The sequence below is a fragment of the Pseudomonas sp. Wu6 genome (assembly GCF_019891515.1).
Lineage (GTDB): Bacteria > Pseudomonadota > Gammaproteobacteria > Pseudomonadales > Pseudomonadaceae > Aquipseudomonas > Aquipseudomonas orientalis_A.
The window spans coordinates 17175-43083 of record NZ_JAFLXH010000026.1; the positions used below are offsets into that span (position 1 = coordinate 17175).

24 protein-coding genes and 3 pseudogenes are annotated in these 25909 nt (G+C 52.3%); 19 read left to right on the forward strand and 8 right to left on the reverse strand.

What is annotated here, in order from left to right:
* Positions 1 to 19 precede the first annotated feature (19 nt).
* The 5 genes and pseudogenes from J1G34_RS18055 to J1G34_RS18075 form a co-directional block, all read left to right on the forward strand.
* Positions 20 to 721 (forward strand): annotated as a pseudogene (locus tag J1G34_RS18055) (mechanosensitive ion channel domain-containing protein); the annotation flags it as partial.
* Between the two features lie 77 nt (positions 722 to 798).
* Positions 799 to 2250: a site-specific integrase gene (locus tag J1G34_RS18060; protein WP_159936656.1), complete on the forward strand. Its 1452-nt coding sequence runs from the start codon at positions 799 to 801 to the stop codon at positions 2248 to 2250.
* Positions 2216 to 4108: an integrase gene (locus J1G34_RS18065; RefSeq protein ID WP_159936657.1), complete on the forward strand. Its 1893-nt coding sequence runs from the start codon at positions 2216 to 2218 to the stop codon at positions 4106 to 4108. Before J1G34_RS18060 ends, J1G34_RS18065 begins: the two co-directional genes overlap by 35 nt.
* Positions 4105 to 6105 carry an integrase gene (locus tag J1G34_RS18070; protein WP_159936658.1) on the forward strand — a complete coding sequence of 667 codons (2001 nt, stop codon included), beginning with the start codon at positions 4105 to 4107 and terminating at the stop codon, positions 6103 to 6105. Before J1G34_RS18065 ends, J1G34_RS18070 begins: the two co-directional genes overlap by 4 nt.
* Before the next feature lie 25 nt (positions 6106 to 6130).
* Positions 6131 to 6574 (forward strand): hypothetical protein, encoded by a 444-nt coding sequence (locus J1G34_RS18075; protein ID WP_017337083.1) that lies wholly within the window; start codon positions 6131 to 6133, stop codon positions 6572 to 6574.
* A gap of 273 nt (positions 6575 to 6847) precedes the next feature.
* Here J1G34_RS18075 and J1G34_RS18080 read toward each other — a convergent pair whose 3' ends face one another.
* Together J1G34_RS18080 and J1G34_RS18085 are read right to left on the reverse strand one after the other, a co-directional pair.
* Entirely contained in the window at positions 6848 to 7966 is a 1119-nt protein-coding gene (locus tag J1G34_RS18080) for a reverse transcriptase family protein (RefSeq protein ID WP_159936659.1), read from the reverse strand.
* Between the two features lie 72 nt (positions 7967 to 8038).
* Positions 8039 to 8293 carry a hypothetical protein gene (locus J1G34_RS18085; protein WP_159936660.1) on the reverse strand — a complete coding sequence of 85 codons (255 nt, stop codon included), beginning with the start codon at positions 8291 to 8293 and terminating at the stop codon, positions 8039 to 8041.
* Positions 8294 to 8519: 226 nt separating this feature from the next.
* Between J1G34_RS18085 and J1G34_RS18090 the strand changes: the two genes are divergently transcribed.
* From J1G34_RS18090 to J1G34_RS18105, 4 genes are all read left to right on the forward strand, one after another.
* The gene (locus J1G34_RS18090; RefSeq protein WP_174244830.1) at positions 8520 to 8669 is read left to right on the forward strand and encodes a hypothetical protein; all 150 of its coding nucleotides are present in this window, start codon (positions 8520 to 8522) and stop codon (positions 8667 to 8669) included.
* Positions 8670 to 8985: 316 nt separating this feature from the next.
* On the forward strand, positions 8986 to 9816 hold the full coding sequence (locus tag J1G34_RS18095; protein ID WP_159936661.1) for a hypothetical protein: 831 nt from the start codon (positions 8986 to 8988) through the stop codon (positions 9814 to 9816).
* A 78-nt stretch (positions 9817 to 9894) separates the two neighbouring features.
* Positions 9895 to 10047: a type II toxin-antitoxin system Phd/YefM family antitoxin gene (locus J1G34_RS27695; RefSeq protein ID WP_371317084.1), complete on the forward strand. Its 153-nt coding sequence runs from the start codon at positions 9895 to 9897 to the stop codon at positions 10045 to 10047.
* 446 nt (positions 10048 to 10493) lie between these two features.
* On the forward strand, positions 10494 to 11168 hold the full coding sequence (locus J1G34_RS18105; RefSeq protein ID WP_159936663.1) for a hypothetical protein: 675 nt from the start codon (positions 10494 to 10496) through the stop codon (positions 11166 to 11168).
* Between the two features lie 80 nt (positions 11169 to 11248).
* Here J1G34_RS18105 and J1G34_RS18110 read toward each other — a convergent pair.
* Positions 11249 to 11457: pseudogene (locus J1G34_RS18110) on the reverse strand (hypothetical protein).
* Positions 11458 to 11884: 427 nt separating this feature from the next.
* Here J1G34_RS18110 and J1G34_RS18115 point away from each other — a divergent pair.
* On the forward strand, positions 11885 to 12592 hold the full coding sequence (locus J1G34_RS18115; protein WP_222994439.1) for a hypothetical protein: 708 nt from the start codon (positions 11885 to 11887) through the stop codon (positions 12590 to 12592).
* Positions 12593 to 13073: 481 nt separating this feature from the next.
* On the opposite strand, the gene J1G34_RS18120 is transcribed toward J1G34_RS18115, so the two are convergent.
* Positions 13074 to 13568 (reverse strand): hypothetical protein, encoded by a 495-nt coding sequence (locus tag J1G34_RS18120; RefSeq protein WP_070994327.1) that lies wholly within the window; start codon positions 13566 to 13568, stop codon positions 13074 to 13076.
* Positions 13569 to 13670: 102 nt separating this feature from the next.
* Here J1G34_RS18120 and J1G34_RS18125 point away from each other — a divergent pair, with 102 nt between their 5' ends.
* Together J1G34_RS18125 and J1G34_RS18130 are read left to right on the forward strand one after the other, a co-directional pair.
* Positions 13671 to 14771 (forward strand): CHAT domain-containing protein, encoded by a 1101-nt coding sequence (locus J1G34_RS18125; RefSeq protein ID WP_177117315.1) that lies wholly within the window; start codon positions 13671 to 13673, stop codon positions 14769 to 14771.
* A 159-nt stretch (positions 14772 to 14930) separates the two neighbouring features.
* A complete protein-coding gene (locus tag J1G34_RS18130; protein ID WP_222994440.1) occupies positions 14931 to 17528 on the forward strand; it encodes an AAA family ATPase in 2598 nt (865 codons plus the stop codon).
* Positions 17529 to 17644: 116 nt separating this feature from the next.
* Here J1G34_RS18130 and J1G34_RS18135 read toward each other — a convergent pair whose 3' ends face one another.
* Complete coding sequence (locus J1G34_RS18135; protein WP_177117317.1) at positions 17645 to 18130, reverse strand: GIY-YIG nuclease family protein; 486 nt, start codon at positions 18128 to 18130, stop codon at positions 17645 to 17647.
* 329 nt (positions 18131 to 18459) lie between these two features.
* Positions 18460 to 18912, reverse strand: a complete 453-nt coding sequence (arsN2, locus tag J1G34_RS18140; protein ID WP_238785911.1) for an arsenic resistance N-acetyltransferase ArsN2 — start codon at positions 18910 to 18912, stop codon at positions 18460 to 18462.
* Positions 18913 to 19052: 140 nt separating this feature from the next.
* On the opposite strand from arsN2, the gene J1G34_RS18145 reads away from it, so the two are divergent.
* The 7 genes and pseudogenes from J1G34_RS18145 to J1G34_RS18175 all read left to right on the forward strand — a co-directional run bounded on the left by J1G34_RS18145 (position 19053) and on the right by J1G34_RS18175 (position 23931).
* Entirely contained in the window at positions 19053 to 19475 is a 423-nt protein-coding gene (locus J1G34_RS18145) for an arsenate reductase ArsC (RefSeq protein ID WP_159936666.1), read from the forward strand.
* Positions 19476 to 19483: 8 nt separating this feature from the next.
* Entirely contained in the window at positions 19484 to 19828 is a 345-nt protein-coding gene (locus J1G34_RS18150) for a metalloregulator ArsR/SmtB family transcription factor (protein WP_174244831.1), read from the forward strand.
* A gap of 24 nt (positions 19829 to 19852) precedes the next feature.
* A complete protein-coding gene (locus J1G34_RS18155; protein ID WP_093466108.1) occupies positions 19853 to 21136 on the forward strand; it encodes an arsenic transporter in 1284 nt (427 codons plus the stop codon).
* Between the two features lie 16 nt (positions 21137 to 21152).
* A complete protein-coding gene (locus J1G34_RS18160) occupies positions 21153 to 21623 on the forward strand; it encodes an arsenate reductase ArsC (protein ID WP_159936668.1) in 471 nt (156 codons plus the stop codon).
* A 47-nt stretch (positions 21624 to 21670) separates the two neighbouring features.
* A complete protein-coding gene (arsH, locus tag J1G34_RS18165; RefSeq protein WP_159936669.1) occupies positions 21671 to 22384 on the forward strand; it encodes an arsenical resistance protein ArsH in 714 nt (237 codons plus the stop codon).
* A 20-nt stretch (positions 22385 to 22404) separates the two neighbouring features.
* Positions 22405 to 22820, forward strand: a pseudogene (gene arsC, locus J1G34_RS18170) (arsenate reductase (glutaredoxin)).
* Positions 22821 to 22857: 37 nt separating this feature from the next.
* Entirely contained in the window at positions 22858 to 23931 is a 1074-nt protein-coding gene (locus J1G34_RS18175) for an ArsO family NAD(P)H-dependent flavin-containing monooxygenase (RefSeq protein WP_177117319.1), read from the forward strand.
* 33 nt (positions 23932 to 23964) lie between these two features.
* On the opposite strand, the gene J1G34_RS18180 is transcribed toward J1G34_RS18175, so the two are convergent.
* On the reverse strand, positions 23965 to 24510 hold the full coding sequence (locus J1G34_RS18180) for an arsinothricin resistance N-acetyltransferase ArsN1 family B (protein WP_055135313.1): 546 nt from the start codon (positions 24508 to 24510) through the stop codon (positions 23965 to 23967).
* Positions 24511 to 24733: 223 nt separating this feature from the next.
* On the reverse strand, positions 24734 to 25903 hold the full coding sequence (chrA, locus tag J1G34_RS18185; RefSeq protein WP_159936671.1) for a chromate efflux transporter: 1170 nt from the start codon (positions 25901 to 25903) through the stop codon (positions 24734 to 24736).
* Between the last annotated feature and the right edge of the window lie 6 nt (positions 25904 to 25909).

The following is a 25909-nucleotide window of genomic DNA, read 5'->3' on the forward strand; positions in this document are numbered from 1 at the left end:
CAGAAGAATCGGTTAATCCATGGATATCAAACAGCTCTGGCTCAACGTCCAAGACCTCTGGGGCGCCCTCGATGAACACCCGGTCCTGCATTCCAGCCTCGGCTTGCTGGTATTGCTGGTGGTGGCCTTCGTCGTGGGGCGTGTGGCGCGTTACCTCATCCTGCACGCGGTCAAATTACTCGGCCGGCAGCCTGCGCTGCATTGGCTCAACGATCTGCGGCATAACAAAGTCTTCCATCGCCTGGCGCAGATGACGCCGTCCCTGGTGATCCAGTTCGGCCTGTACCTGGTGCCGGACCTGAGCAAGACCGCCATCCTGTTCATCGGCAACGTGGCCCTGGCGATCACCATTCTGTTCATGGTGCTGGCGATAAGTGCCCTGCTCAACGCGCTGCTGGATATCTACGCGCGCACCGAACATGCGCGCACCCGCTCGATCAAGGGCTATGTGCAGCTGGCGAAGATGGTGCTGTTCGTGTTTGGCGCGATCATCATCGTCGCCACCCTGATCGACCGTTCGCCGCTGTTGCTGCTGTCGGGCCTGGGTGCCATGTCGGCGGTGATCCTGTTGGTGTACAAGGACACGCTGCTGTCGTTCGTCGCCAGCGTGCAATTGACCAGCAACGACATGCTGCGGGTCGGTGACTGGATCGAAATGCCCCAGGTCGGTGCCGACGGAGATGTGGTGGATATCACCCTGCACACGGTCAAGGTGCAGAACCACGCGTGAGCTCCTGCGATTTGACGGATCCCGTGAGCTGACCTTAAATGGACGGACATTCTCTTAGAGTATTGTCCATGCCTGAATTAGCCGGAGCTTCCCAAGGCAACTATCACAAGGTCATCCTCAAGGATGTCCGTCTTTGGGAGCCTTGTAATGACCAGGATTCGACTGAATGGCTTGCGCTTCCAGATAACAACACAGGCGACCGCAAGGGTTATTCCATTAGGCCCATGCACCTCCAGCCGCAGTCCGCTCCACGACTCTACGTAATTGTCCAACCAGATGGGGGTCTTTGGCTTGAAGGCTGCCTCTACTTATTCTGGTGCTGGTCTGTAAAGGGAATCAAAGATTCCACCGCTTCGAATGCCGCAGGCGACCTCTCAGACATGATGAACAAACTGACAGACGGTGAAAGAACTTATGACATCTTTCGGGGCCCACAGTCAGAACGGCCAACGTATTACTACAAATCCGAGTTGAAACTTGAGATTGCTCGGGGCCAAATTAAGCGGAAAACAGCGAATCGCAAAATCGGGAACATGATTGGTTTCTACACATGGAAAGTAATGTGCCGGAACTTTAAGCCCGAAGCTGAAATGTGGATATCGACAGTTAAGCGCCGTCGTTATACAGACGCGCATGGAGTCGTCCAAGTGAAGGAAGTGATGGCGACTGATTTGCCCTTCAAAGACAAAGGATCCATATCGACTGGCCGCTTCATCCGTGATGGGGGCAAGCTCTTCCCAATTAATCGCGAAGATCAACAGTCACTTCTCGATGCCCTAATCCAACTGGGGAATACCGAAATGCTACTCACCCATGTAGTAGCGCTTACAACAGGAATGAGAATTCAGTCAATCCTAACGCTTCGGCACAGTTGCGTAATTAGTGGCATAGGCGCGGACAACGACCCCTTCAAATATTCACTCCATCCTGTAACTATAGGAGATGGAGAAATGACCGAAGCTAAAGGCGGCAAAAATCAGGCTGTCGAAATGCCCGCATGGGTTCACCACATGCTAAATATCTACATACATTCTCAACGCCATACAGAGCGCGCCGAAAAATCACCAATAACGGACAACGCTAACCAATACGTATTCCTCACACGAACGGGAAAACCATACTACGTTGCAGAAATCGACCAATCGTTGTTTGGCTTCAGCGCTGAAAAGGGATCTGCAATTCGTCAATTCGCGAAGGTTATTCAGGAACAACTTATGAAAAACAATACATCATTCAACTACCAGTTTCACGATCTACGAGCCACGTTCGGAATGAACTTACTCGAGGACTATATGCAAAGATTGAACAAGGGCGAAATGAATCAACTGGAACTGTTAGACAAACTCAGAAACAGGCTGAATCACGAAGATGTGAACGTAACCTTAGGATACCTCAAGTATAGAAAGGATCATCCGATCCTTGCCCAAGCTCAAACCGAGGTTGAGGCACACCTGGAAGCCATCGTCCTAAGGGAGATCTCCAAGCATGATAAATCAAGAGCGGCACCCCTACGAAATTAATCTTCAAGAATACACACTTGACCAATTCCGCGCTGTAATTACGGCCAGACCTATAGAAGGTCTCGTACTGCAATGCACCGATGACCGTAGAATCGACCTCGGCGCACTCTGTTACACCGAACGCAATTTTGATAGCCGAAAAATGCCTAAGCCAGTCCAGGCTGACTCTTTCGCCGCTCATCGCACACCTTACATTCAACATTGGTGTCTCGAGTACGCCGCAGCGTACCATCTGGGTGGTAGTCCATATACCCTATATACAAATGCGGTGGAGCTGGTGGCGTTTGGTGACTGGTCTGATGACAATGGACACAATGATTTTCTCGAGTGTGCGAATTCTTACAAGCGGGCTCTTGATGGATACACTCATCATTTGATCACTGAAATGAACCGTGAAGACGGAATTTCTGAATACACGGCCAGCCGACTCCAATCTCAAGTATTGAGAACCGCTTCGCTTTTTTACCCAGTAGCCGCTATCAATTTTCGAAACGACTTACCCATCATCTCTGCTAATAGTTCCTCTTCAAATCCTACGAAGACACCATCAGAGCAAGCCATGGCCGAGCATTTAGTGGTCTGCCAATACTTGTTTGACGGCCTCGCCGACTTCGTTCTTCAGAAAAAGTCTTTTCCCCATCGAATTCCGTACATGGAAACTGAAGCACTTTTGTTACCTGCTGAATATGCAATCACAACGCCGGCGATTATTGACTCTACCTGGAAGGTTGGCCATAGCGTCATTTGGGATTATCGGTTGGGCGAAGTGAACTCTCTCGAACAGTGCATGGTGAAAGCAAACCAGTCCCGTCATCAACTAATACCCCAACGAGAGCAAGCGCTTGAGCTTCTTCGAAACGCAAATGCTGACATTTATCACCAGAAGCGTATGTGGCTCGCAGGGTTGGCCCAAGATGCGTTTATCTCCATGTTTGTTGCAAACGCAGGTATAAACGAATCGCAGCTAAGAAGGCTTCTTTGGTCTGAAACTTATGAGACGTCCACGAGCGACCATGCAGGCTTCGTCGTCATAAAATACCGGGCTGGCGACATGGAGCAGCAGTTTGAGATCAAAAAGACATTTCATAAGCAATTTACCAAATTTCTTAAGCTACGTGGTTTTCTATGTCGCAAGAAGACTTCCACCTACTTATTTATAAATTACAAGAAAAACAACACGGCGAATCGCCCTATCAAAGCTAACACTATTCACAGCTTTAACTCTCAGGTACGCAGCTTCCTTGACCCTTTACATCAGGGGCTAAACTTCCAAGGCTTGAGAAAGTACAAGTCCGTCTACCTGCTATCCCAAAACTATACTATCAGCACCGTTTCTGCAGTAATGCAGAACAGCAGTGACACCATTTTGAAACATTATGCACAAGCGGAAGAGAAGCAAGCAATAGACGAGATATCCACCACATTAAGCTATGTCATCACCATTCTGGAGCGCGAACTTAAACTCCCTACCCCAGGGGGAGGATGTTCCGGGGAGCCTCCTTCTGAGGTAGAGGAAACGCCGGAGAACTACCAGCCTGATTGTCGAAACTTTGTTGGGTGTGTTTTCTGCGATGAGTTTCGATTGCACGCTGATGAAGACTCAGTACGCAAATTGCTCAGCATGCGATACGTAACCAGAGAAAGATTGTCTTCATGCGAGGACATAAAGCAATTTAATGCGGTACATGGCAAAGCCATTGAAAAAATCGACTCTATCCTGGCAGAGCTCTTAGAATTAAGGCCAGACATGAAGCCTTTGATAGAACGCGTGCAGGATGAAGTTGAGCTAGAATACAAACTGTCTCCCTACTGGGAGTCCCTCTACGGGCGTTTACTTCGACTCAAGGTGATCAAATGACAGACAACACTCAAAATTCGGGTCGAGCCCACTCTAATAGTTTTTCTGTTTTTCCCACCGATCTCAGCTTTCTGGGCACAGATGTATTCTATGGAATGTCCTTTGCTAGACTCGATTCGAACACGGTGGTTTCCCGCACGCAAAACGGTGAAATCCTGTCACGACTATCATCCGACGAGTGGATTCTTCCCGCCTTTGCTTTCCATGTGGGCGACAATATCTATTTTAATTTCCTGCCATTCTACAACGTTTGCGATCACAAAAACCATAACGTTGAGACTTGCAAAAAGCTTTTCATTATCAAGATGTTTTCAAAAAATCTGAAAAGTGGTCGACCACTACGATTGAGCACCATGCACTCAACGCATCAACTGCTCGCTAAAATCAATGACCATTGCGTATTACACAATCTTAAGCTGGAAAGCATTTTCGAAGAGTTTGACCTTTTCAAAAATTTTCAAGAGGAACTGACTCCTAGCATGAATAAAGCGCTGGTTGCGCTTGTCCGAACTTTGAACAGCATTGACAGCCTTGAACGCGGATTCCCATTGAATGGAACAATATTTCCATACATGCAAAAAGCAGCAAAAGCCATTAGAACTGAGGGCAAACAATTCCCTATCATCCCCAGCAGGATACTTCTATTCAAATATCGCCAATATCACGCTCACATAGATGACTTCTTAGAACATCACCAAAATTTATTCGCCTTGTTAGATCGCGCAGCGGAAAACCCGTACTATGGGAAATCCAATAAAATCCACACCAATCCAAATACGAGAGCCTCAAAACTAGCGACGGCGGAACACTTAGCGCTGCATATAGATAATCCAACCAATTTCAAGAAAGCTGTTCAAGAATACAATCTTGATACCTTGTGCGAAAAATATCAATGGAAGGCGATCATTAATGTTCTTGGCTTTATTACTAAAGTATCGCACTGCGCCAAGAGCCTGATCCACCTATACACCTTGATGCGCGACCACGAAGTTAAAGGATTAACCACCGATTGCTTAGAACGCGTTAAGGGATGGAATAATGATGCACTCTACGTCGCCGGCATCACGACAAAACTCTATAGCACATCGAAGCCGACAAAATGGATTACCACAGATGCAATCCTAAAACCGGTCGACACTCTTACCAAAATCAACCGATTTCTCTCACCGCATTTCAAAACCCCCAATAACCACCTTTTAATTTCGGCAGCAGTACACCCTGTTGCAAATGCCAAACCGTCGAAGGACTACTTGGTAAAAAGAATGGGAGTGGAGGCTGGGTTAGACCCTATACTCATTACAGAGGCTGACATTCAAGAACTTGAAGCAGTCGACCCCCTGAGAAACTGGCGTAGCGATCCGAAATACAAGATAGGAGCTCCTTGGATAATATCTTCTCATCAATTTCGTCGCACCATGGCAGTATTTTGCGCGCAAACAGGACTCATCACTTTACCTTCGTTAAAGAGGTTATTGGGACATCTGACCAAGGTGATGAGCCTCTACTATACTAGGGGATGCTCCGCTCAGAATTACCACTTCAACCTTATCAATCCTGAGCTCGCAGCCGAGCTCAGGAGGGCAAAATCCGAAGCTGACGGTGCCATGTATATTCGTGAAGCACTAAGAACCTCAGAAAAACTGCTAGGCCTCAAAGGTATGGATATCTCAGGCCAGCGCTCAAGTTCCGTTTGGGTAGATCGCGCCGTAGCTGAGACGGTGCAACTAGCAGCTAAAGGCCTAGCGGCCTACACCGAGATCCCACTAGGTGGTTGCGCCTCGCCCGTGCCCTGTGATAAGCGTGCTCATGGTAATTTTTTCACGTGCCCTGGATGCCGCCACCTAATCGGGAAACAATCTGTCCTAGATGCCACATTAGAAATCATGAAGTTTGATATTTCAGAGCTTGACTCCGACAGCATGGAGTACAAAGCTGAAATGCAAAATCTTAAAGATTTTACTGAGCTTCGTGACAGGCTTATAGCCAAATCAAAATAATTTTTTTGTTAAGTATGGAGCGAGCATGTCTACTACTGAAAACTTTACGACCACCCTTAAGCCTTATTATGACGCCCTCAATCGCATTATCGACGGCTCACCCGACATTGTAGACAAGGATACTAAAATCACCTTGAACGCTGTAGCTATTGAGGCTGGCAAAAGCCCAGGAAGCATTAAGAAGAGCCGAGACGTATATAAGCCACTGATCGAAGAGATTTTAACCCGAGCCGAGCAACAAAAAAAGCTGGTAAAACCGGGCGCCTCACAAGTTCAGCATGCCAAAATCAAAGCCAGCAAGGCAAAAGCAGTTGCTGATGATTACAAATCTAAATATGAGGCAGCGTTAGCACGGGAACTCATGTTAATAATTGCTTGGGATGACGCCAACCAAGAACTACGAAAAGGCAAAGTCGTACCGATAAGGCCCCATGTTAGGCCTCTGACTGATTCTAAAGAGAAAGAATAATGGGGCAAGGTACTTGAAGTTACTCCCCCGGAGCACTCAAAGCCAAGATCCGTCCCGGCTTTACCACCGTCAAAATCAAGCAAGCCCTCAAGCGCTACCTTGGGAAATCGAATCGAGCCGCCACAGCGCTATCCTTGCAATTGTTGGAAGATGCCTGCCCTTCAAGCGCTTGAGGACTCAGAGATAGTGTGCAGCAGGCGGCAGCAGACCAGTGACTAGGCGTACAGCAGCCACTTCCAATCCTTCACTCTCATCCTGGCTGCGCGGCTTTTGCTAGCCCGCTTCCCACGGCAGATCCACCGGCAGCTCAATTTGCAATTTGCTGGCCGGAATTAAGCTCAGATCTGCGGAGACTTCCCTAACCATCTGTCGCTGAAACTCGGCACCTGCATATCGCTCCAAAAGTGGCGCACGCGTCAGTAATACTCGAACGCGAGCCTTCAAGCGCTGCCCCTCTGGATGCCCACAAGCGATCAACCTGCCTATGCGTCCCATTACTCGACGCATCTCCTTTTCATCATCAGCGGACAGATGACCTGAATTACCCTCGACGCGATCCTCCAGCTGTTTCACGGCGGCGCGGATAGCCAATCGGTGTTTTTTGGGAAGCCCTGTTATTGGCCCGCTCACCACTAATCCGGTCACGGTGACGGCGTCAGCTTTATCGCCAGTAATCAGTGCTTGCCCGCGCTTACGAACATGCAGCTTGCTTCGCTTCTGCAGGCAGCCTTTCTGACCGAGCATCCATGTGACAGAGGCAACAACTTGGGTGGTAGTAGCTTGATCAATACGAGTTTTGCAAGAAACAGTGATGTCATCTGCGAAGCGCGAATACGCCAGTCCCTGAGCTTTAAAGCGAGTGACGAGCGCCGGCTCGATATCCCAAAACACTAGGTTGGCCAAGTAGCTACTTGTACTCGCCCCTTGTGGAACCTGGCCCTCACGAGTAACTAGATCCGCAAGCAGAGTGGCTACATCTGCGGAGAAACGGAAGAGACCCACGAACAAGCGATGAATGTGCTCGTTTGTAATTGACGGGAAGAAATCAGCGATGTCCTGAAGGATGACTGTCTTGGCGCCGGTATGAACCCGAGCGTTCGAGTAAATGCTGCGGGGTAGCTTGGGATCTCTGATACCGCCGTGCAGGTATCCAGGGAACGAAACCTTGCTGAGGATCCGATCCACGATCTTGCGCTGGATCGTCTTCAGAGGCTCATGAGCGTCATAGGTATGTCTGGGTGTTATGCCGTCTTTTTTTGTTTGCGGGACATATCGATAAAGGCGAGAGCTACGATGAGCAAGTGCGATTAGCCTCTCGACAGGCTCTCCGAGAGCACGTGCTAAGGCGCTGATGCTGTGGATAGGGCTATGAGGATAGAACGGAGCATCCATGTCCAAGCTTCCGTTGATGGGCCGGCCCCGAAGAACCGGCCCCTCTGAATTCGAATGATGTGGTTTGTTGTGTCATGGGAGATTCTCAATAAATGGAATCACCACTGTCTCGACAAAATCCCAGCCCTCAACAGCCTTTTCCCATAACCAGATGCATAGACGAATACGTGCGATCCACTTGAGCAGGGTTACTGCCTTCGCCTTTACCCACGCAATCCGACCCGCTTTAGGTTCTTGAGATGGAGCTATCTCGATGACACGAGCATCTTCATTGTTGTGCATAGACTGACGCGCCTTGCGGCGCGCTAGGTTCTTTAAATTAACCATGACTGATGTTCCCAACGACAGGCGAAATTGCCCCGCCGCCAAGCATTCCGGGCCGAAAGGAACGCTGAAGATGCCACTACAAACCACAGTTCTGCTTATCAAGTCCCTTGATAAGCCGTCCGCCGCATTACCGCCGCATCACATTTCGCCTCAACGCATCAAACGATCAGAGACAAACCCTTGGATCACCTTTGGGATTGCCCTAGGCGCTAAGCACTGAGGAGCGATGGGCAGCATCAACCTGTGCGGCGAAGAAAGCCAAGGCGAACACCAAGGCGACCAGTTTCCCGGTCAAAAACCGCAAGCCCAAATTTCAGTCATATTTAAAGAGCACTTGGGTGGTAGCACCCAACAGATTCAGTATTTATCAGAATAAACAAACCGGCGACAACTGTTATTTGTTGCAAGAGTTGTTTTTCGTCTAAGTCGTATTTTTGACTATATAAAGCGTCAAAATTTAAGTGTCGCTCGTATTAATGCCACTTAGGAAATTGAGCATCTATCGAGTTGTCGAGTTGGGCTCGTTGACCTATGATCTCACTAGGCGGTGATGGTCGCCTGGCGCCTGTTTCGCGAAGCAATAGCCCATCGTAGATGCACCCCACGTTTTACCTCGGTATGTCCCTACCCAGACGCTGCCCGGTGAACAGGCAATCGGTAACCAAAGCGTTGATGGTTTTGGAGACATTGCTTTGTCTGATTTTTCCCCTCTCAGCATTTTCAAATCGCAAGCCAAGCAGCATGGTCGCCTTCACGACATGAAGCTTTCTGCTGCCCAAGAAGCGCTTGCGCGCCAGGCAGGGTTCGAGGAGTACCACGAGCTCGTCGTTGTGGCCCAGCGAACCCCTGCGGATGCTCGTTTGATGCTCGCCGCCTTTGGCGTGCGTGACTTCAAGGACGCGATCCACGAGGACGATGTGTTCTCCGAGCTGGATCAAGAGCTTGAGCACCTGCTTTCCAGCGCCATGGACGAGACCAACGCCAGTGAGTTCGCCATCGGTGATAGCGAGGTGGACTCAGTCGCCTATGACGATGCGACTGGCGCACTCAGGTTGGGCATGTCCATCGACTGGGAAGGGCAGCAGGATCCTGGCCGTGTCTACTACGGTAGGGTTTTTTTCCTTAAGGCGGATGTTAATCTGATTCGGCGGAATGGCAGGTGGTCGCTCGGTGAGGACGGTGTTTGCATCATCACTAGCGAAACGGATGCAGACCGTGATCGCAGGACTGAATGGGAGGACAGGGCGCACCAACAGGCCGCTGAAAGCGGGGAGCACCGTCCCAGCATTAGCATGGCGCAAGCGCTGGCCAGTGGCCTTGAGATATCCCTAGAGGATGCGGAGCTTCTGGCAGACGCGGAAGTTAGGGGGCACACCTCGGATGACGGGATGATCCACAACTATTGGGTGGACGTTGAGCCGTATGCCGAGGGAGCTCTGCGAGCAGATCTGTTGGCCCGGTTCGGCACCTTGGAGTTCGAGGTGGACGTCAATTCCTTCGACGACTTCCATCCTGAAATGTGAGTGAACTGGGATGGCTGGCTGCGGATGCTGGCCGCCTTCAACTCCGTCCATACCTTCTTCGCCATGGGAGACTTCAGCATGCAAGTCATCAGCGCAACGCAGGCAAGGCTGCGTTTCCGGAGGATCATGAAGCTTCTGCAGGAGGGGCACTCGCTCGTGATCACCAAGAACGGCAAACCGGCCTGCAAGCTAGTGCCGGCTGAAGTCCCACGACATGCACACGGTGAGTAGCTTAAGTAAAATCCACAAAGAAATCCGCAAAACCTTCGAGACTTTCACGCTGTAAGCCAAGCGTGGCGGAGCTTTCAGGGAATTCTTGAACCCGCAAACTTGGTGGCTCGCCCCTACGAGGACGGCTGTCGTGAACCGCACCCTGGCTTCGCCAGGTTACGACCCGATCGGGCTTCCATCCTCTCGCCTTTGGCCCATCATGGGCCGGCGCGCTCCGCTTGCGCTTGTGACCAAAAAAGGATGGTGACCTTTGTTTAGGCGGTTCCGTTCTGAATATATCGGTTCTGCCCGTTGGATGAGGCCAAGCCATCTAGGCGTTTTACCCGGGGTGTGCGATAAACCCGGCCTGGCGCCTGAGCGCTTTCTGTTCGCTGTGTTCACATTGATCAGAGAAAGCCCTAAGAGGTTCAGGCCATCATCTCTGCAAGCTGAGTACACCGGTTTACATGACAACAACAATTGATGACCAAATCACACCGTTGCAAGAGCTCAGAATTCTGCTCTGTCTTATCCGCCATGCGGACGAAAAAGGGGGCGTTGACTTCGACAATCCCGACGTCACGGCTGCTCTGGGTAGCCTTGTAGGTAACTGGAATGCTCTGGAGTATCTGCTTTACAAGCTCGATCAGGCTGGTGTGGTCGACTACTCGGATATTGGTGAGGATGGCTTCAAGCCAATCATCATATGCGTCGTCGACGACGGTACTCATCACTACGTCGCAGCATTGGCTGAGAAGATTGAAACGGAATACGTCGCCCTGGATCAGCGCATCACCGACATTCTGACCTTCAATCCTAGCGCCCTGACCAATCGAATCAGCGACACGAAGCGTCAGATCGATGAGGTCAACAAACACGTAGCATCAAACGAACTCCTTAAGCCGTTATCCGGCCCACTGCGCGAGATTCAGAGCCATTTCGATAGCATCCGCGTGGTGTCAGAGGGTTATGAGCACATCTATAAAAATATCATTCGACCTGTCCAAGAGGAGGGCAAGTCAGGGGTTAAGGCTACGGTGAAGTGGGCCATCCTCAGCATCCTGATTTCCACAGCTATCTCGCTGGTTATCAGCAACTGGTCATTCTTGAAGGATGGAGTTAAGACTTTGTTTGCTACCTGATCCCCCTTTCCCCGGGCAGTCAGGACTTGGTGGCAATACGGTCTCATCGCTCGGCAAGGCCCAACCACTCAGGCGGACTATCAATGCTGGGTTTGACCCAGCCTACCCAGTGCGTGCAACTGGTAGTGATGACGGTTTGATACAGGTGATCCGCTTCGAGACGGAGTCGTTCGATCTCTTCGGCTGCTCGCCCTTCATCTACCGCCTTCTGATGAGCTCGGATGGCCTGGAGGGCCTGCTGCAAGAGCGGCTCGCCGGCCTCGGCCATGCCCAGAAGCGTTCTCTTCATCGCGATCTTCCGGATCGGTTTGCCCGATGGGCCTTTAGGTGCTCAAGCTCTTGGTGCCAGACCACCACGAACTTCTCGAAATCGCGCAGATAGGGCCCCTCTGCCAGGTGGATAGACCCAACACTCGCCGCCTGGAAGTGAGACGTCCAAGTAGAGAGTAGTAGTCGGGTTGCAATCCTAGGCAGAGCTGCCCTTGGTGTTCCTCTATGTCCCCTGAGGACTCGTGACAGACGATCAGTCGTCAAAGGGCCTGGACAACTGCCTCCAGCGATGTAATATTGTGCCTGATTGACAGGCGCCCGCCTCAGACGCAACGACTCAAAAAAGGCATAAAACGCTACACCCCCTCTGCTACCGACCTCTGTGTTGATGCGGGAAATCGTTGCCATTGAAAAGTGTCCCGACCAATCACTCTGAGGTTACGCCCATGTCCAGCTTCCTTGCTTCTGCTGTTTACCACACCCACATCCAAGCCAAAGAAATCGGCCTAGATGCGCTTTCGCGAGCCCAGCTTTCTGAACTTACTGCCCCGCTCCTGGGGTACGAAACACGACGCCACCTCTCCCAACGTCTTGCCAATATCCAGCAGGCGATAGCCCGTCCCGACGCTGCCATTCTCGTAAATGAAAGGGCCGCTGTGCGTAAAGCGGCGGTCTTTCTCGAAGAGAACGAAAAGCCTGTCGCCGCCGCTCGGCGCTACGTGGGCCTTTTGATCGAGAACATCCGGCAGGAGATTTCTGCACCGGTCTACGCGGTCGATGGCGCCTTCCTTGACGACCATCTGGATCCTCACGTCCCAGCGTTCTTCCTAGCCGAGCTACACCGAAACGACGAAGTCCGTGCCGCCCATGAGAAGGTCAACGCGCCATGTGAGTTTGTCGAGATCGATGATGTCGACGACGTCACCGACATCTGGACTTCCCGCGATAAGTGGCGCGTTAGCTGCGGGGTAGTGATGTCACCCAAAGGGCCAGATGGTAAGGCCTATCACGGCGGCGAGTACCTATTAGCCGGCACCCAGATTGAGTATGAAAAGCTTGATCGGGCCGTCATCTCCATCAACCCCTGCTTCCATTCGGCTTGGGCGAGCGCTAATCGTTATCACGCCGGTATGGGTGGGGAGCGGATTCGCTAACCTCGCATAGCCGAAAGTGCTCAAGCTGGTCAGGCTCCTACATGCCCAGCTTGGGCAGGCCCACGGTGACTGCATCTAGAGCCCGCTTCTACGCGGGCTCTACCTCGTATAGAGCTGGTAAAGCTTACTACCCACTGTGGCCGACCAGCACTCACCCTGCCTGACACAACACGGCCTGGTCTCGATTACTCGATATTGCCCACCAAGCAACCGATATCACGACTATGCCCAAGCTGGCCGCCTGCTAATGACCTTTCTCAGCCGGCCCGCCATGTTCGGGCGACTACTAAGCGATTACGCGTGTCCCGGCCAAGGGAGGCGTTAGAAACGCGACCCTTGATGCCTGCTACGCACTGAAGTTATCGGCGTTTATCTCGCTCCTGCTGGCTCAAAGGCGACTCCTTATCGCGCCGTTGGTACTCAGTGGTGGGTGGAGGGGTTGGCGTTTTTTGCTCGCTACTTTGTGGTTTTTTCTCATCCGTCATGCGATCAACTCCCTGACAATGGTAAGTACGGCGAGTACGGCAAATGCTCCCGCCCCGATAGTGATTTCCTGGTAGGCCAAACCTAGAGGTTTTGACTTCTCGTCGATAGCCGCTTTGAGGATCTCAAGCGTGTCGACATAACAGTTATAGATATGTGTTTTCTGAGCGTCATCATCTACCGCCTTCAAATATTCTGCGGTTTCACGACTTGAGGGGAGACTCGGGTAGGCTTTAATGCTAAGTGCACTGAGAGCGTGCCCCCAAGCGCAGGCTATAGCGAACGCTGCCACCACAAAAGCAACCAGCGCCCCCAAGGCCAGCGGCGTTTGGATCTGGAAGATAACCCCATTTTTCATTGCCGCTAAGGCGCTAAGTCCTGCAACCAGGACTGACACAGCTGTGAAAAATTTAGCACTCTTATTCTCCACCTGATCGAAACGAGCTTGCTCCTCTTTGAACCTATCTTTCAGGTACGAAATCGTTTCATTCATCGAAGCGTAAGTCCCATGCTGAGCGGCCCATAGGCACAATCACCCTCGAACCTAATCGCGGTATAGTAGCGATATGGAAGCATCGGCAGAAAGGAATTTGTTATGAGCGCTGATCAGTACCGTACGCAGGTAGCCAATATTCAGAAAAGCATTGCCAAGCTTCAAGGCGAAAAAGCCAAGAAGATCGATGCGGCAGCAAAAGCAGGTAAGAAAAATCATGACGCCTTGGCAGCAGCGCGCACATCTTCGACTTCGACCGCCACATCTAAACTCCGGGAAGCGACTAAATACGCCAGTGAACACGCCAAAGCCGAGACAGAAGTTGGTAAAATTGAAATGAAGATTGCCGATGAGCATAAGAAGCTCGTCACCGCGCAGAAGCGTCTTGAGGATGAACTGAAGCGAGAGCGCAAACGCCAAGATACTGCGCACGCTAGGCGAATCACTGAAGAAAAGAAAATTATGGCTGAGCAGAAGCGCACAGCCGTCCAGCAAGAGCGTGTACTTCGCGACCTAAGCCAAGGCCTTTCGAGGCACGAAAATCTGCACGCTCAAACCGCTCTGGAAATCGAGCGCCTGAAGGCTCTCCCAGAGAAAATCACTGTAGTTTTCTTCGCCGCTGACCCTGGCAGCGACTCCACAACTAAGCTTGGGCTCGATGAAGAAGCCCGTCTCATCGGTGAGCGGATCCGTGCATCGGAACATAGAGATGTTCTGGTTTTTCACACAAGATGGGCGGTACGACCGCGAGATGTGCTTCAAGCCATTAATGAATTGCAGCCAACCGTGGTTCATTTCAGTGGCCATGGAACAAGCGCAGATACGCTTGTACTACAGGACGATCAAGGAAATGAAAAACACGTCACCAAGGAGGCCATCGTCAGTGCTATGGCACTTGGTGCGGAGAGTGTGAAGCTGGTGTTCTTCAATACCTGCTTCTCCTTCAACCAAGCTCAAGGTTGTCTACACCACGTGCCCGCGACCATCGGAATGAACAGAGATGTCGGTGATTTACCTGCACGAATTTTCTCTGCGCAGTTTTACTCTGCAATCGGCTTTGGACTTTCCATCACCAAGGCGTTCGAGCAAGCCAAAGCTTTGATTGCAATGGAGACGCCTGGTGAGGAATCGATACCAGAACTATACGTCCAAGAAGGTTTGACTGAAGAAATGCTGACGCTCGTCAGGCCACCTTCACTTTGAACACTGCCCCAGCTGTTCTTCAATCCTGCATCCAACTCAGCCCCGTAAATCACCTAAGATGCCTCGCAGCCACATCTTGCAATCATCATGGTGGCTAAATAACGGCAAAAAGCCAGTTAGTGCCTACGCTCAGGAATTCCTCCGTGAGATGAGCACACCATGACTAAGATTGAGGCTGGGCTGGCAGTAGCTGATGATTTCGAGACATGGCTGAATGCGCGCCCCAAATGGTTGCAGACCGCAGCTCGAATGATCATCGACTCGAAGCGGCAACTGAACCAGGACGAGATCAAAACGCTAGCTAGGCTTTGCAAGCTCGAAGCCAAGGATGAAGCTGATCCAGGTTTTTTGACCGTAACCCCCGGCACGTTATCGCAGGTTGCCAATAGACCGTTTCTCCGGATTGAAGAGATCCTGAATGTGCATGGGCTGAATGCCATCAAGGCTGGCGCCAACCTCCCCTTCGGCAAGAGCAATCTCTCGGTGATCTACGGTCAGAACGGAACTGGCAAGAGCGGATTTGCGCGGCTGTTGAAAGAGATCTGCGGATCACGCTCCAAGGACGAGATACGCAGCAATGTCTTCGATCCAACGCCCACGCCCTGCCGTGCTCATTTCAAGGTGTCTATAGATGGTACGCCAGCGGATGTTCACTGGGACGTCCCAAGCGGCCCTCACAAAGCTTTACGGCACGCACAGGTGTTCGATAGCAAGGCCGCGCAGCAGTACATGGGCAGGACTGAGGCATGCTATGAGCCCAGTCGGATGAAGTTTGTATCGGCACTGATCGTCACAGCGGACGCTGTTAGCGCAGAGCTTTCAACAGAGAAGGCGCTACTCAGCAAAGCGTTACCTGCCATCCCAGAAACGCTAAGTCACACCGCCGAAGCAAAATGGCTTCAGGGCTTGAAGAGTACGACTACTGCCGCGAGTATTGATAAGGAATGTCTGTACACGGATCTGCTTGATCGGGAGCGCATAGAGAAGGAGGCCCTACTCGCAGAGAAGGACATTGCAGGCCGACTGCTGAGCATTAACAAAGAAAAAACTGCGCTGAAGAGTATTGAAACAGCAATGTCGACCCTTCAACAGGGATTGAACGATGCGACGGCAGGTACGCTAGAGAACATGAAAAATGCCGCTGTTAAGGCCAGGAATTCGAGCCAAGAAGCGGCGGCAGCGATTTTCGGTAAAGCCGAGCTCGACGGTGTTGGCTCTGCGACCTGGCAGGATATGTGGGAGTACGCACGCGCATACTCCAACGGCACGGCCTACATAGAATCTCAGTTTCCCAATGTTGCAGCTGACTCACGCTGCGTGCTTTGCCATCAAAGCCTTGATGAGGATGCCAAAGCCCGCCTGGCCGGGTTTGAGAAGTTCGTCACTGACGGCCTTGAGACAGCCGCCAAGAAGGCCGAAAAAAGTTTTACTGATCAGAAAATCCTGTTACCAACTCTTCCAAGGGAAACAAGCTGGATCGTTCATATGTCCACCTTAGGCTTCGAGGAAACGGATGCGATCTCTTGGCTTGGCATGCTCAAAGCGAGGCGTGATCAAATCGTGTTGGGAAGCCCTGTCGGCACCTTGCAGCCGTTCGACTGGAAGAGCATCAACGAAGCGGTAAAAACCAACTCAGCAGACTTGATTACCGAAGAAGGTAGCCTTTCGTCTCTACTGAAGGATGAGCATCGTCAAGCAATGCATGAGCGAGTTCAAAACCTTCAAGCCAAGCAGTGGCTCTCACAAAACAAAACCTCTATTAGCGCTGAAAGGGCTAGGCTGATAGCAGTCGCAGCGATAGACAAAGCCTCACGCTCAGCGGCCACCAACGCTCTGACCACCAAAAAAAATGACTTGGCCAAAACTGAACTGGACGCTGGTTACCAAGCTCGATTCATCGAAGAGTTGAAGCTACTCGGTGGCCACCGCATTCCAATAGCTCCACTAAGCAAATCGGGTGGCAAAGGTAAGATCACCTTTGGTTTAAATCTCGTGGGTGCGCACGGCTCCCATGGCTTGGAATATATCTTGAGCGAGGGTGAAACAAGGATCGCGGCACTCGCGGCTTTCCTTGCGGACACGACAGGATCAAACCAGTTAGCTCCGTTCATTTTTGATGACCCGATATCCTCACTCGACCAAGACTTTGAAGAGAAGGTTGTCGAACGTCTCGTGTCTTTGTCACAGACCAGGCAGGTCATCATATTCACCCACCGACTGTCTCTTGTAGCCCAAGTAGAAGCTGTTACCAAGAAATGGGAGCAGACTCCAGGGATGCCTTCAATCAAGCCGACACTCACGTCACTACAGAGGATGGCGAAAACTGCAGGCATCGTCGCTACCGCAAGCGCTCGAGACCTGAGACCGGAAAGTGCTGTTAGGGGGTTAATCGACAATACGATTACGCGCTTGAAAAAACACCAGGAGAAGGCCGAAGTCGAGGCTTATGAGTCGCTCGCCAAGAGCGCTTGCAGTGACTTCAGGATCATCGTCGAGAAGACGATTGAGTACATTTTGCTGGCAGACGTCGTAGGCCGCTTCAGACGTGCAATCAACACTCAAGGCAAGCTACACAAGGTCGCCAAGGTAACAAATGACGACTGCGTATTCATTGATGACTTGATGACACGCTACTCGGTGTATGAGCATGCTCAGTCTGAGGAGATGCCCAGCAGCGCTCTTGAGCTGGATGTCTTTGAAGCCGATGTCACAGCCCTGCAGAAATGGATTGCCGAGTTTGGGTCTCGAGCCGCTTGATGCGCTGAATCGGGGTCAGAATCGAGTTTAGCTCTCCGATTCTGGCCCGCGATTAAACAGCATTATTCATCAGGGCCATTCCCGCCGATAATCTCCTGAGAAACTGTTCGGCCCAGTCACTCTTCCTCCTGATGACTCAGGAACTCGAACGTGGTGAGCTCATCGCAATTCAGGCAGTGGTACATACTCGACGCGTCTTGAAAGTGCATACCGCAAAAGCTTCCGCAAAAAGGGCAGCACTCGTGCCATTCCAGGTTGCCCCAGTTCCATACGCCGAGGTACTCGGGGACACCATCCCGATCATGGCTGGTTACCTCAAAGGAATCCTCAGTCTTACCGACAAACCCATCGATGCCAAAGTGCTCAAGGATGGGTAAAATGTCCGCAGGATCCAGGCTGAACCATTCACCAGTGCTACGTAGGTGCGAGAATTGCTGATGAATCTCTTTTTCCAACCGTACGTCATCATCTGTACGAATCCACCCCAGAAGTAAGAGCTTCCTCGGATTCCCGGTTTGAAGCCCTTTTCTGCGGCGCTCGATGTCCTTGGCCCGACCTATCTTCACCTTCTCATTACTGTCTTCAATGAAAAAATAGATCATTTCCGCTCCTTTCTTATGCCTGCGATTCCCTGTCTTTCAGTATCGCCAAACGGTCGTCAGCCCTGGTGATGCATTTGTGCATGCAGCAGGGGCCGTCGTCATTATGGGTTACTTTGCGTCGCTCAGCTTAATGTGCCCAAATTGGGTCATTAAGCCTAGAAATGATGGTTAATGTGCCGAATCGGGCACATTAAAATCGTATCTCAGAGCAACGTACCACTAGCGGTCGACCCTAGGACGGCAGTTGATTCTCTGATTCGCAGGGCTCATGGCGCGCCCAGCGCAAATCTAACTAGCATCGCGGCAAAGGCCATCACCCAGGTGATCAGCTACTTTCGTGCATTCGCAGATAAGGCCTTGCACATGTAGCAAGCCGAGCCAGGGCAAAGCCCCCTGAACTGCTCCGTCTGAGAAATAAGAGGTGGCGCAGAGCCTCGTTGATTTACTGCATAGCCCTGCTGCTTAAAAAAGCCTGACGCAGTTGTTGTCAGCAAATGAAATCGAGCGATTCCCTTCTCGGCGGCTTTCGCTTCAATGACCCGAAGCACCGCGACACCGACCCCCTTCGATCTGAATGTCGACACTACGACCAGAGAACGCAACAACCCGTCCGTACCATGCGTTTCGAATCCTCCCCATGCGACCGTCTCACTGTCCAGTGTGAACTCAAAAAAGGTTCGGCCTGGAAGATCAATATCGTCTGCTGGAAGGTCAGCAGATTTCAGCGCATCGCGAAAGCGCTGCCACTGTCCTCCGGCTATTTCCTTTGCCTGGATCATCATCTTCCCCTCCATCCTCTCATCTCCGTTATGCCGACACGCATGGAACGTTAGGGCACATGCCAAACAGCAGACATCATATTCGCTTTACCGAATATTCGCTAAAGCGTATATTCGATTTTCCATATGCATCGAGTTCCACCATGAGCCCTGCTATCAAAGTGCTTTTCGTGTGCGTTGCCAACTCAGCCCGCTCCCTGCTTGCAGAGGCTTTGCTGCGGCACACCGACCCGCGCTTCGAGGCCTTCAGCGCAGGATCTGAACCGTCTGAGGTTGATCCGCGCACGACTCAGGCATTGGAGGCAGTTGGAGTCGATGCAACGGGCCTGCGCAGCAAGTCCCTCAGCGAGTTTCAAGCTGATCGATTCGATTACGTAATCACTCTTTGTGATAAATCCGCAAGCGAGTGCCTACCAATGCCCAATGCAGGTGAAGTCATTGCCTGGGATTTTCCTGACCCAGTAACCAGCGATGATCCTGGCGTATTTCGCCACACGCTCCACGACATCCACGAGCGCATCAAGCTCTTCGTTTTGGTCAAGACCAAACACCTGGAGGATCTGTGACAGAACCCATGAACCCCACCACCTTATTCAAGTGCCTGGCGGATGACACCCGAGCAAAAATTTCGCTGCTTGTCGTGAGTGAAGGTGAGCTGTGTGTTTGCGAGCTAACGGCAGCACTCGACCTAAGTCAGCCGAAGATTTCTCGTCATTTGGCGCTGCTGCGCTCTGCCGGTTTGTTGTTGGATCGTCGCCAAGGCCAATGGGTGTACTACCGACTGAATCCCGATTTGCCCGCGTGGGTGACTGCAGTTTTGAAGGAAGTGGTAGACGCCAATCAGCAATGGCTGGAAACCGAGGCTAAGCGCCTCTGCAGCATGAACGACCGTCCGATCAACCAAGCCGTGTGTAGCTGATTCACGCCCAACCGGATTAATGAAATGCTGATTGCCGTATTGATCTTTATCGCCACCATCGTCCTTGTCATCTGGCAGCCCAAGGGGCTTGGGGTTGGCTGGAGTGCGATGTTCGGTGCCATCGTGGCGTTGCTGGCAGGTGTCGTTACCCTTGCCGACATACCAGAGGTTTGGCGCATTGTCTGGAATGCCACTGGGGCTTTCATCGCGGTCATCATCATTAGTCTGCTGCTTGATGAGGCAGGTTTTTTCAAGTGGGCTGCGCTGCATGTGGCCCGATGGGGAGGCGGGAGCACCCGCAAGCTGTTCGCATTTATCGTCCTGCTGGGCGCAGCGGTGTCGGCCCTGTTCGCCAATGACGGAGCAGCATTGATCCTCACACCCATTGTGATCGCGATGTTGCTGGCGTTGCGTTTTTCTCCTGCGGCCACTTTGGCATTCGTCATGGCAGCTGGTTTTATCGCCGATACGGCGAGCTTACCGCTGGTGGTTTCCAACCTGGTCAACATCGTCTCTGCCGACTACTTCGATATCGGCTTCAACGAATATGCTTCGATCATGGTGCCGGTAAACATCGTCAGCGTGGCAGCGACATTAGCCATGCTGTTGTGGTTTTTCCGCAAGGATTTACCAAAGACGTATGACCTCAACCAACTGGACAATCCGGACGAGGCAATCCACGACCGGGCCACTTTCGTAGCTGGCTGGTGGGTGTTGGCACTACTCCTGATCGGCTTCTTTGTCATTGAGCCACTGGGGGTGCCAATCAGCGCCATTGCAGCAGTCTGTGCATTCATTCTTTACGTCATCGCGGCTCGTGGTCACGCCATCAATACAAGCAAGGTACTCAAAGAGGCGCCATGGCAGGTAGTGATCTTTTCTTTGGGTATGTACCTGGTTGTTTATGGTCTGAAGAACGCCGGCCTGACCGACCACATTGCACAGATCCTGAACGTGTTCGCCGGTTATGGCGTTTGGGGCGCGTCCCTTGGTACAGGGCTGCTAACAGCGTTGCTGTCTTCGATCATGAATAACATGCCCACCGTTCTGGTAGGCGCCTTATCCATTCATGCCGCTGAAGTCGATGGTGTAGTCCAGCAAGCGATGATTTACGCCAACATCATCGGCTGCGACTTGGGCCCGAAGATCACCCCAATTGGGAGCTTGGCAACTCTGTTGTGGCTGCACGTGCTCGCACGGAAAAACATAACGATCAGTTGGGGTTATTACTTCAAGACCGGGATCGTGCTGACCGTGCCCATCCTCGTCGCCACATTGTCCGCCCTGGCACTGCGCCTCAGTTTCTGAATCAAGGAATCGCCTGATGAAAGTCTTGTTCATGTGCACCCACAACAGCTGCCGCAGCATTCTGTCCGAGGCGCTTTTCAACCACTTGGCGCCCGAGGGTGTAGAAGCGGTCAGCTCAGGAAGCTTTCCCAGTGGCCGGGTGAATCAACGGGCATTGCAAACGCTGGAGGCGGCGGGTATCTCCACTGCGGGCTTGAGCAGCAAGGCTTCGGATGCTTTTGAAGGCTCGCCTCCAGACATCGTGATCACTGTCTGTGACCGGGCAGCGGGTGAGGCATGCCCAATCTTCTTTGGGCCAGCTTTGAAGGCGCATTGGGGTCTGGCCGACCCGTCTGACGCTAGCGGGTCGGAAGCCGAGATCACCGCAGCGTTTGAAACCACACTGGCCAAAATTCACGAGCGCGTGAGCGCATTTCTTGCGCTGCCACTGAAGACCATCAGCGCTGAACAGTTGAGAGCTGAACTGAATCGCATCGGTTCGCTTTAAAGATCAACCGAGGCGGTGCCCAATCTGGCGCCGCCGTAGGAGTTTATATGCAAGACACATTGCCGAACGTACACGCCGACCTGATCGATATTCCGTCGTTGGAACAACTGGAGCCGCGTACACCGTCACTCCATAAGCCTAGAATCTTGCTTCTGTATGGATCGACGCGAGAGCGCTCTTTCAGCCGGTTGGTGACTCAGGAAGCAGCACGCTTGTTGGAAGAGTTTGGCGCCGATACCAAAATCTTCGATCCCTCGGGTTTGCCGCTGCCGGACGATGCTCCGGATACACATCCTAAGGTCGCGGAGTTGCGCGAACTCATGCAATGGTCTGAAGGACAGGTGTGGTGTTCGCCTGAAAGGCACGGCTCCATGAGCGCAGTATTCAAGGCCCAGATCGACTGGGTTCCGCTTGCGATTGGTGCTGTTCGACCTACGCAAGGAAAGACCCTTGCAGTAATGCAGGTCTGTGGCGGCTCGCAATCTTTCAACGTGGTCAACCAACTACGGGTATTGGGGCGGTGGATGCGCATGTTCACCATCCCAAATCAATCTTCGGTGGCCAAGGCGTTCACCGAGTTCGACGAGGCAGGCCGTATGAAGCCTTCCTCGTACTACGACCGACTGGTGGACGTGATGGAAGAGCTGATGAAGTTCACGCTGCTGTTGCGGGGTCGCCAGGACTACTTGGTTGATCGCTACTCCGAGCGTAAAGAGTCAGCTGAAGAGCTGTCCAAGCGCGTCAACCAGCGCTCCATCTAACGTCAGCACGAGGAAGCGATATGAGCCAGATCACGATTTACCACAACCCCGAATGCGGCACTTCTCGAAATACCTTGGAGCTGATCCGTAATAGCGGGGAAGAACCGACGGTTATCGAGTACCTGAAGACCCCGCCTGATCGCACCGCACTTACCAGGCTCATCGGGGATTCGGGGTGCGGGCTCTTTTGCGTATCAAAGGAACTCCGTACGAAGAGCTGGGATTGGGTGATGCTTCGCTGACGGACGAACAGCTCATTGATGCCATGATGGCTCACCCTATCCTGATCAATCGCCCCATCGTCGTGACGCCTTTGGGGACGCGTTTGTGTCGTCCGTCAGAAGCTGTGCTCGATTTGTTACCGCAAGAGCAGCGTGGGAGTTTCGCCAAAGAGGACGGCCAAGTGGTCATTGATGAGCACGGTCGCAGAGTCTGATACGACGACGGTGAGGTGCCGCGATTGAGCCTGGAGGATGCTGGTGAGTCAGAATTCGAAACTTGATGTTGTGGTCATTGGCGGTGGTCAATCCGCGCTGACAGTCGCCTATTTTTTGAAGCGGACGAGCTTGTCTTACGTGCTGCTCGATGCGGAGTCGGCACCAGGAGGAGCCTGGCGGCATGGCTGGGACTCGCTGCGACTCTTCTCTCCATCGGCATGGAGCTCGATTGCGGGCTGGCCGATGCCTGCCGTATCAGAACAAACGCCTCACCGTGATGATGTTATCGACTATCTGACTCTGTACGAGCGTCGATATGCCTTCCCCATCATCCGATCCACCAAGGTGACCCGTGTCGAAAAAATCGAAGAAGGATTACGGGTTGTCTCCGGGGATAGAAACTGGGATGCCAAGACGGTTATCAGTGCAACAGGCACCTGGAGCCGGCCATTTACCCCTAGCTATGCCGGACAGGAGTTGTTCGTAGGGCAGCAGCTTCATTCCGCTCATTACGTTGGGCCGAATGAATTTGAGGGGAAAACCGTCCTTGTAGTGGGTGGTGGCAACTCGGGAGCCCAGATTTACGCAGAGGTTTCTAAAGTGGCTCAGGCAATCTGGGTAACTCAAAAGGCTCCAAAGTTTCTACCTGATGAGGTTGATGGGCGCGTCCTGTTCGAACGAGCTACTGCTCGATTGAAGGCGCAACAGGAAGGTGTGGAGCCTGAACAACCCGCTGGGGGGCTGGGCGACATCGTAATGGTGCCATCGGTGAAGGACGCTCGTGAACGCGGTGTATTGAGCGCAGTACGGCCATTCACGCACTTCACTTCAACAGGCGTTGTTTGGTCATCAGGAGACGAAACAGCGGTGGATGTCGTCATCTGGTGCACTGGGTTTTCTCCAGCGCTCGACCACCTGGGCAACCTGGGTATCGTTGACGATGACGGTAAAGTCGCCGTGAATGAAAACCGGAGTGTTGCTTCACCTAATCTGTGGCTGGTGGGCTACGGCGATTGGACGGGGCTAGCCTCCGCTACATTGATCGGAGTGACCCGCTCCGCTCGAGATGTAGTCAACCAAGTCCAAAGCTATCTCACAAGCGAAGCCTGATGGCTCGCGAAGCAAATCGAGTGCGCCTACTGTTTATACGACTTCAAGATCGGGGAAGAGAATAGGCTCCAGTGGCGGAGTTGCCTGGCACAGTCCGAGCCGCCAGTAGCCGACGTCGTGCCATTTCCCAAGCTTGAAGCCAACCTCCGGATATGTACCGATGTGGACGAATCCCAGCGACTCGTGCAGACCCACACTGCCTTCATTGGGCTGAGCAATTCCGGCGTAAGCTGCACGAAAGCACTGTTTTTCAAGGATCGGAAGCAAAGTCTCATAGAGCTCACGGCCAACGCCCTGACGGCGAGCCGATTCAGCTACGTACACCGTCACGTCCACCGCCCACCGGTAGGCTGGACGTGCGCGGTGCTGGCTGGCATAGGCGTAGCCCTCGATCTCCCCACCTTCTTCGGCCACTAGGTAGGGATACGTCTGAAGTGTCGTCGCTATCCGCTGAGCAATCTCCTCACCGCTTGGCGGGGTCTCTTCGAATGAGATCGCCGTGTTCGAAACTATGGGAGCATAAATGCGCTGGATTGCCTGTGCATCTGTAACCACTGCAGCTCGAATTCTGACAGGCATGTGAGTCGTCCCTGAATAAAAGTTTGAAAATTACCTTTCCCGGATCAGTTTCGCCATTAGCCCATTTGAAAAAAACGAGCTGTGTGAAATCTAAAATTCAGGTCGCAATGCATGTTCTCAGTTCTGCACCTTCGGCTCATCAAATTCATCGGCTGCATCAACAACGCAGAACACTGTAAGCGTGCGCTAAGCGACCCGTCCTGACGGCATCGCTTAGCCGACCTCAAAATAAAATGCTGAGTAACCATCCGATAAGACCTCCCGCCAGGACGACCAACCATGTAGGAACCTTCCAGAACATCAAAGCCACAAGCGCTATCAGCGCCAAGCCAAAATCTGTAGGAATCAATATGGCGCTCGTCCAGACTGGGTTATACAAGGCTGCCAGGAGAAGGCCTACAACTGCTGCGTTTACGCCTGAAAGTGCGGCTTGGGTGCGTAAGCTTTTCCGCAGTTGCTCCCAAAATGGCAACACGCCGATTACGAGCAAGAACGAAGGAGCAAAAATTGCAACGACGCACGCGGTAGCCCCGAGCCAACCAGAAGGTTGGGCATTCATGGACGCGCCAAGAAATGCTGCGAAGGTAAAAAGTGGGCCTGGTACGGCCTGTGCTAAGCCATATCCGGCAAGAAACGTGTCATTGGCTACCCATCCGTTCGGCACGGTCGCCGACTGAAGCAACGGCAGCACAACATGCCCACCTCCGAAAACTAATGACCCGGCGCGGAAAAAGGCGTTTACCACAGCTAACGCTTGTGAGGGCCACAACTGAACCAGCAATGGCAGGCCAGCTAACAGGCCGAAGAACAGCAGCAACGACACCACACCGACTTTCCTGCTCACCGGTATCGGCAAAGACTCAGTAGTCTGGCTTTGATCGGTTTTGAAGAGCATTAGTCCTATGACGGCACCGAAGAAAATCACGCCGATCTGCCCCCAAGCATGTGGCCAAAGCATTGCAGCATAAGCCGCAAACACGGCGACGGTTATTCGAGGGGCATCAGTGCAAAGACTACGGCCCATTCCCCAGACGGCTTGAGCAACGACAGCCACCGCGACAATTTTAAGACCGTGCAAAAGACCGCTCGGAAACGCGCCTCCCCACGCGGACATACCCTGAGCGAATAAAACCAAGATTATTGCCGAAGGCAATGTGAAACCTGCCCACGCAGCGACTGCTCCTGGAAATCCGGCACGAGAAAGTCCTATACCTATGCCAACCTGGCTACTGGCGGGCCCCGGCAAGAATTGGCACAGGGCAATCAAATCCCCATAACTGCGCTCGCTCAGCCATTGGCGTCGGGCAACGAATTCTTCGCGAAAGTAAGCTAGATGTGCAATCGGGCCTCCGAAAGAAGTGAGACCTAGGCGCAGGAATACCAGAAATACCATCCATGG

Excerpts from the sequence above, each read along its gene's own strand:
- J1G34_RS18175 (WP_177117319.1), top strand. The coding sequence starts at position 22,858 with ATGCTGGTGAGTCAGAATTCGAAACTTGATGTTGTGGTCATTGGCGGT.
- J1G34_RS18125 (WP_177117315.1), top strand. The coding sequence starts at position 13,671 with ATGAGCGCTGATCAGTACCGTACGCAGGTAGCCAATATTCAGAAAAGC.
- J1G34_RS18075 (WP_017337083.1), top strand. The coding sequence starts at position 6,131 with ATGTCTACTACTGAAAACTTTACGACCACCCTTAAGCCTTATTATGAC.
- J1G34_RS18145 (WP_159936666.1), top strand. The coding sequence starts at position 19,053 with ATGAGCCCTGCTATCAAAGTGCTTTTCGTGTGCGTTGCCAACTCAGCC.
- chrA (WP_159936671.1), bottom strand. The coding sequence starts at position 25,903 with ATGGTATTTCTGGTATTCCTGCGCCTAGGTCTCACTTCTTTCGGAGGC.
- J1G34_RS18115 (WP_222994439.1), top strand. The coding sequence starts at position 11,885 with ATGTCCAGCTTCCTTGCTTCTGCTGTTTACCACACCCACATCCAAGCC.
- arsH (WP_159936669.1), top strand. The coding sequence starts at position 21,671 with ATGCAAGACACATTGCCGAACGTACACGCCGACCTGATCGATATTCCG.
- J1G34_RS18090 (WP_174244830.1), top strand. The coding sequence starts at position 8,520 with ATGGGCAGCATCAACCTGTGCGGCGAAGAAAGCCAAGGCGAACACCAA.
- J1G34_RS18160 (WP_159936668.1), top strand. The coding sequence starts at position 21,153 with ATGAAAGTCTTGTTCATGTGCACCCACAACAGCTGCCGCAGCATTCTG.
- J1G34_RS18060 (WP_159936656.1), top strand. The coding sequence starts at position 799 with ATGCCTGAATTAGCCGGAGCTTCCCAAGGCAACTATCACAAGGTCATC.
- J1G34_RS18065 (WP_159936657.1), top strand. The coding sequence starts at position 2,216 with ATGATAAATCAAGAGCGGCACCCCTACGAAATTAATCTTCAAGAATAC.
- J1G34_RS18070 (WP_159936658.1), top strand. The coding sequence starts at position 4,105 with ATGACAGACAACACTCAAAATTCGGGTCGAGCCCACTCTAATAGTTTT.
- J1G34_RS18120 (WP_070994327.1), bottom strand. The coding sequence starts at position 13,568 with ATGAATGAAACGATTTCGTACCTGAAAGATAGGTTCAAAGAGGAGCAA.
- J1G34_RS18130 (WP_222994440.1), top strand. The coding sequence starts at position 14,931 with ATGACTAAGATTGAGGCTGGGCTGGCAGTAGCTGATGATTTCGAGACA.
- J1G34_RS18105 (WP_159936663.1), top strand. The coding sequence starts at position 10,494 with ATGACAACAACAATTGATGACCAAATCACACCGTTGCAAGAGCTCAGA.
- arsN2 (WP_238785911.1), bottom strand. The coding sequence starts at position 18,912 with ATGATGATCCAGGCAAAGGAAATAGCCGGAGGACAGTGGCAGCGCTTT.
- J1G34_RS18150 (WP_174244831.1), top strand. The coding sequence starts at position 19,484 with ATGAACCCCACCACCTTATTCAAGTGCCTGGCGGATGACACCCGAGCA.
- J1G34_RS27695 (WP_371317084.1), top strand. The coding sequence starts at position 9,895 with ATGCAAGTCATCAGCGCAACGCAGGCAAGGCTGCGTTTCCGGAGGATC.
- J1G34_RS18085 (WP_159936660.1), bottom strand. The coding sequence starts at position 8,293 with ATGGTTAATTTAAAGAACCTAGCGCGCCGCAAGGCGCGTCAGTCTATG.
- J1G34_RS18155 (WP_093466108.1), top strand. The coding sequence starts at position 19,853 with ATGCTGATTGCCGTATTGATCTTTATCGCCACCATCGTCCTTGTCATC.
- J1G34_RS18135 (WP_177117317.1), bottom strand. The coding sequence starts at position 18,130 with ATGATCTATTTTTTCATTGAAGACAGTAATGAGAAGGTGAAGATAGGT.
- J1G34_RS18080 (WP_159936659.1), bottom strand. The coding sequence starts at position 7,966 with ATGGATGCTCCGTTCTATCCTCATAGCCCTATCCACAGCATCAGCGCC.
- J1G34_RS18180 (WP_055135313.1), bottom strand. The coding sequence starts at position 24,510 with ATGCCTGTCAGAATTCGAGCTGCAGTGGTTACAGATGCACAGGCAATC.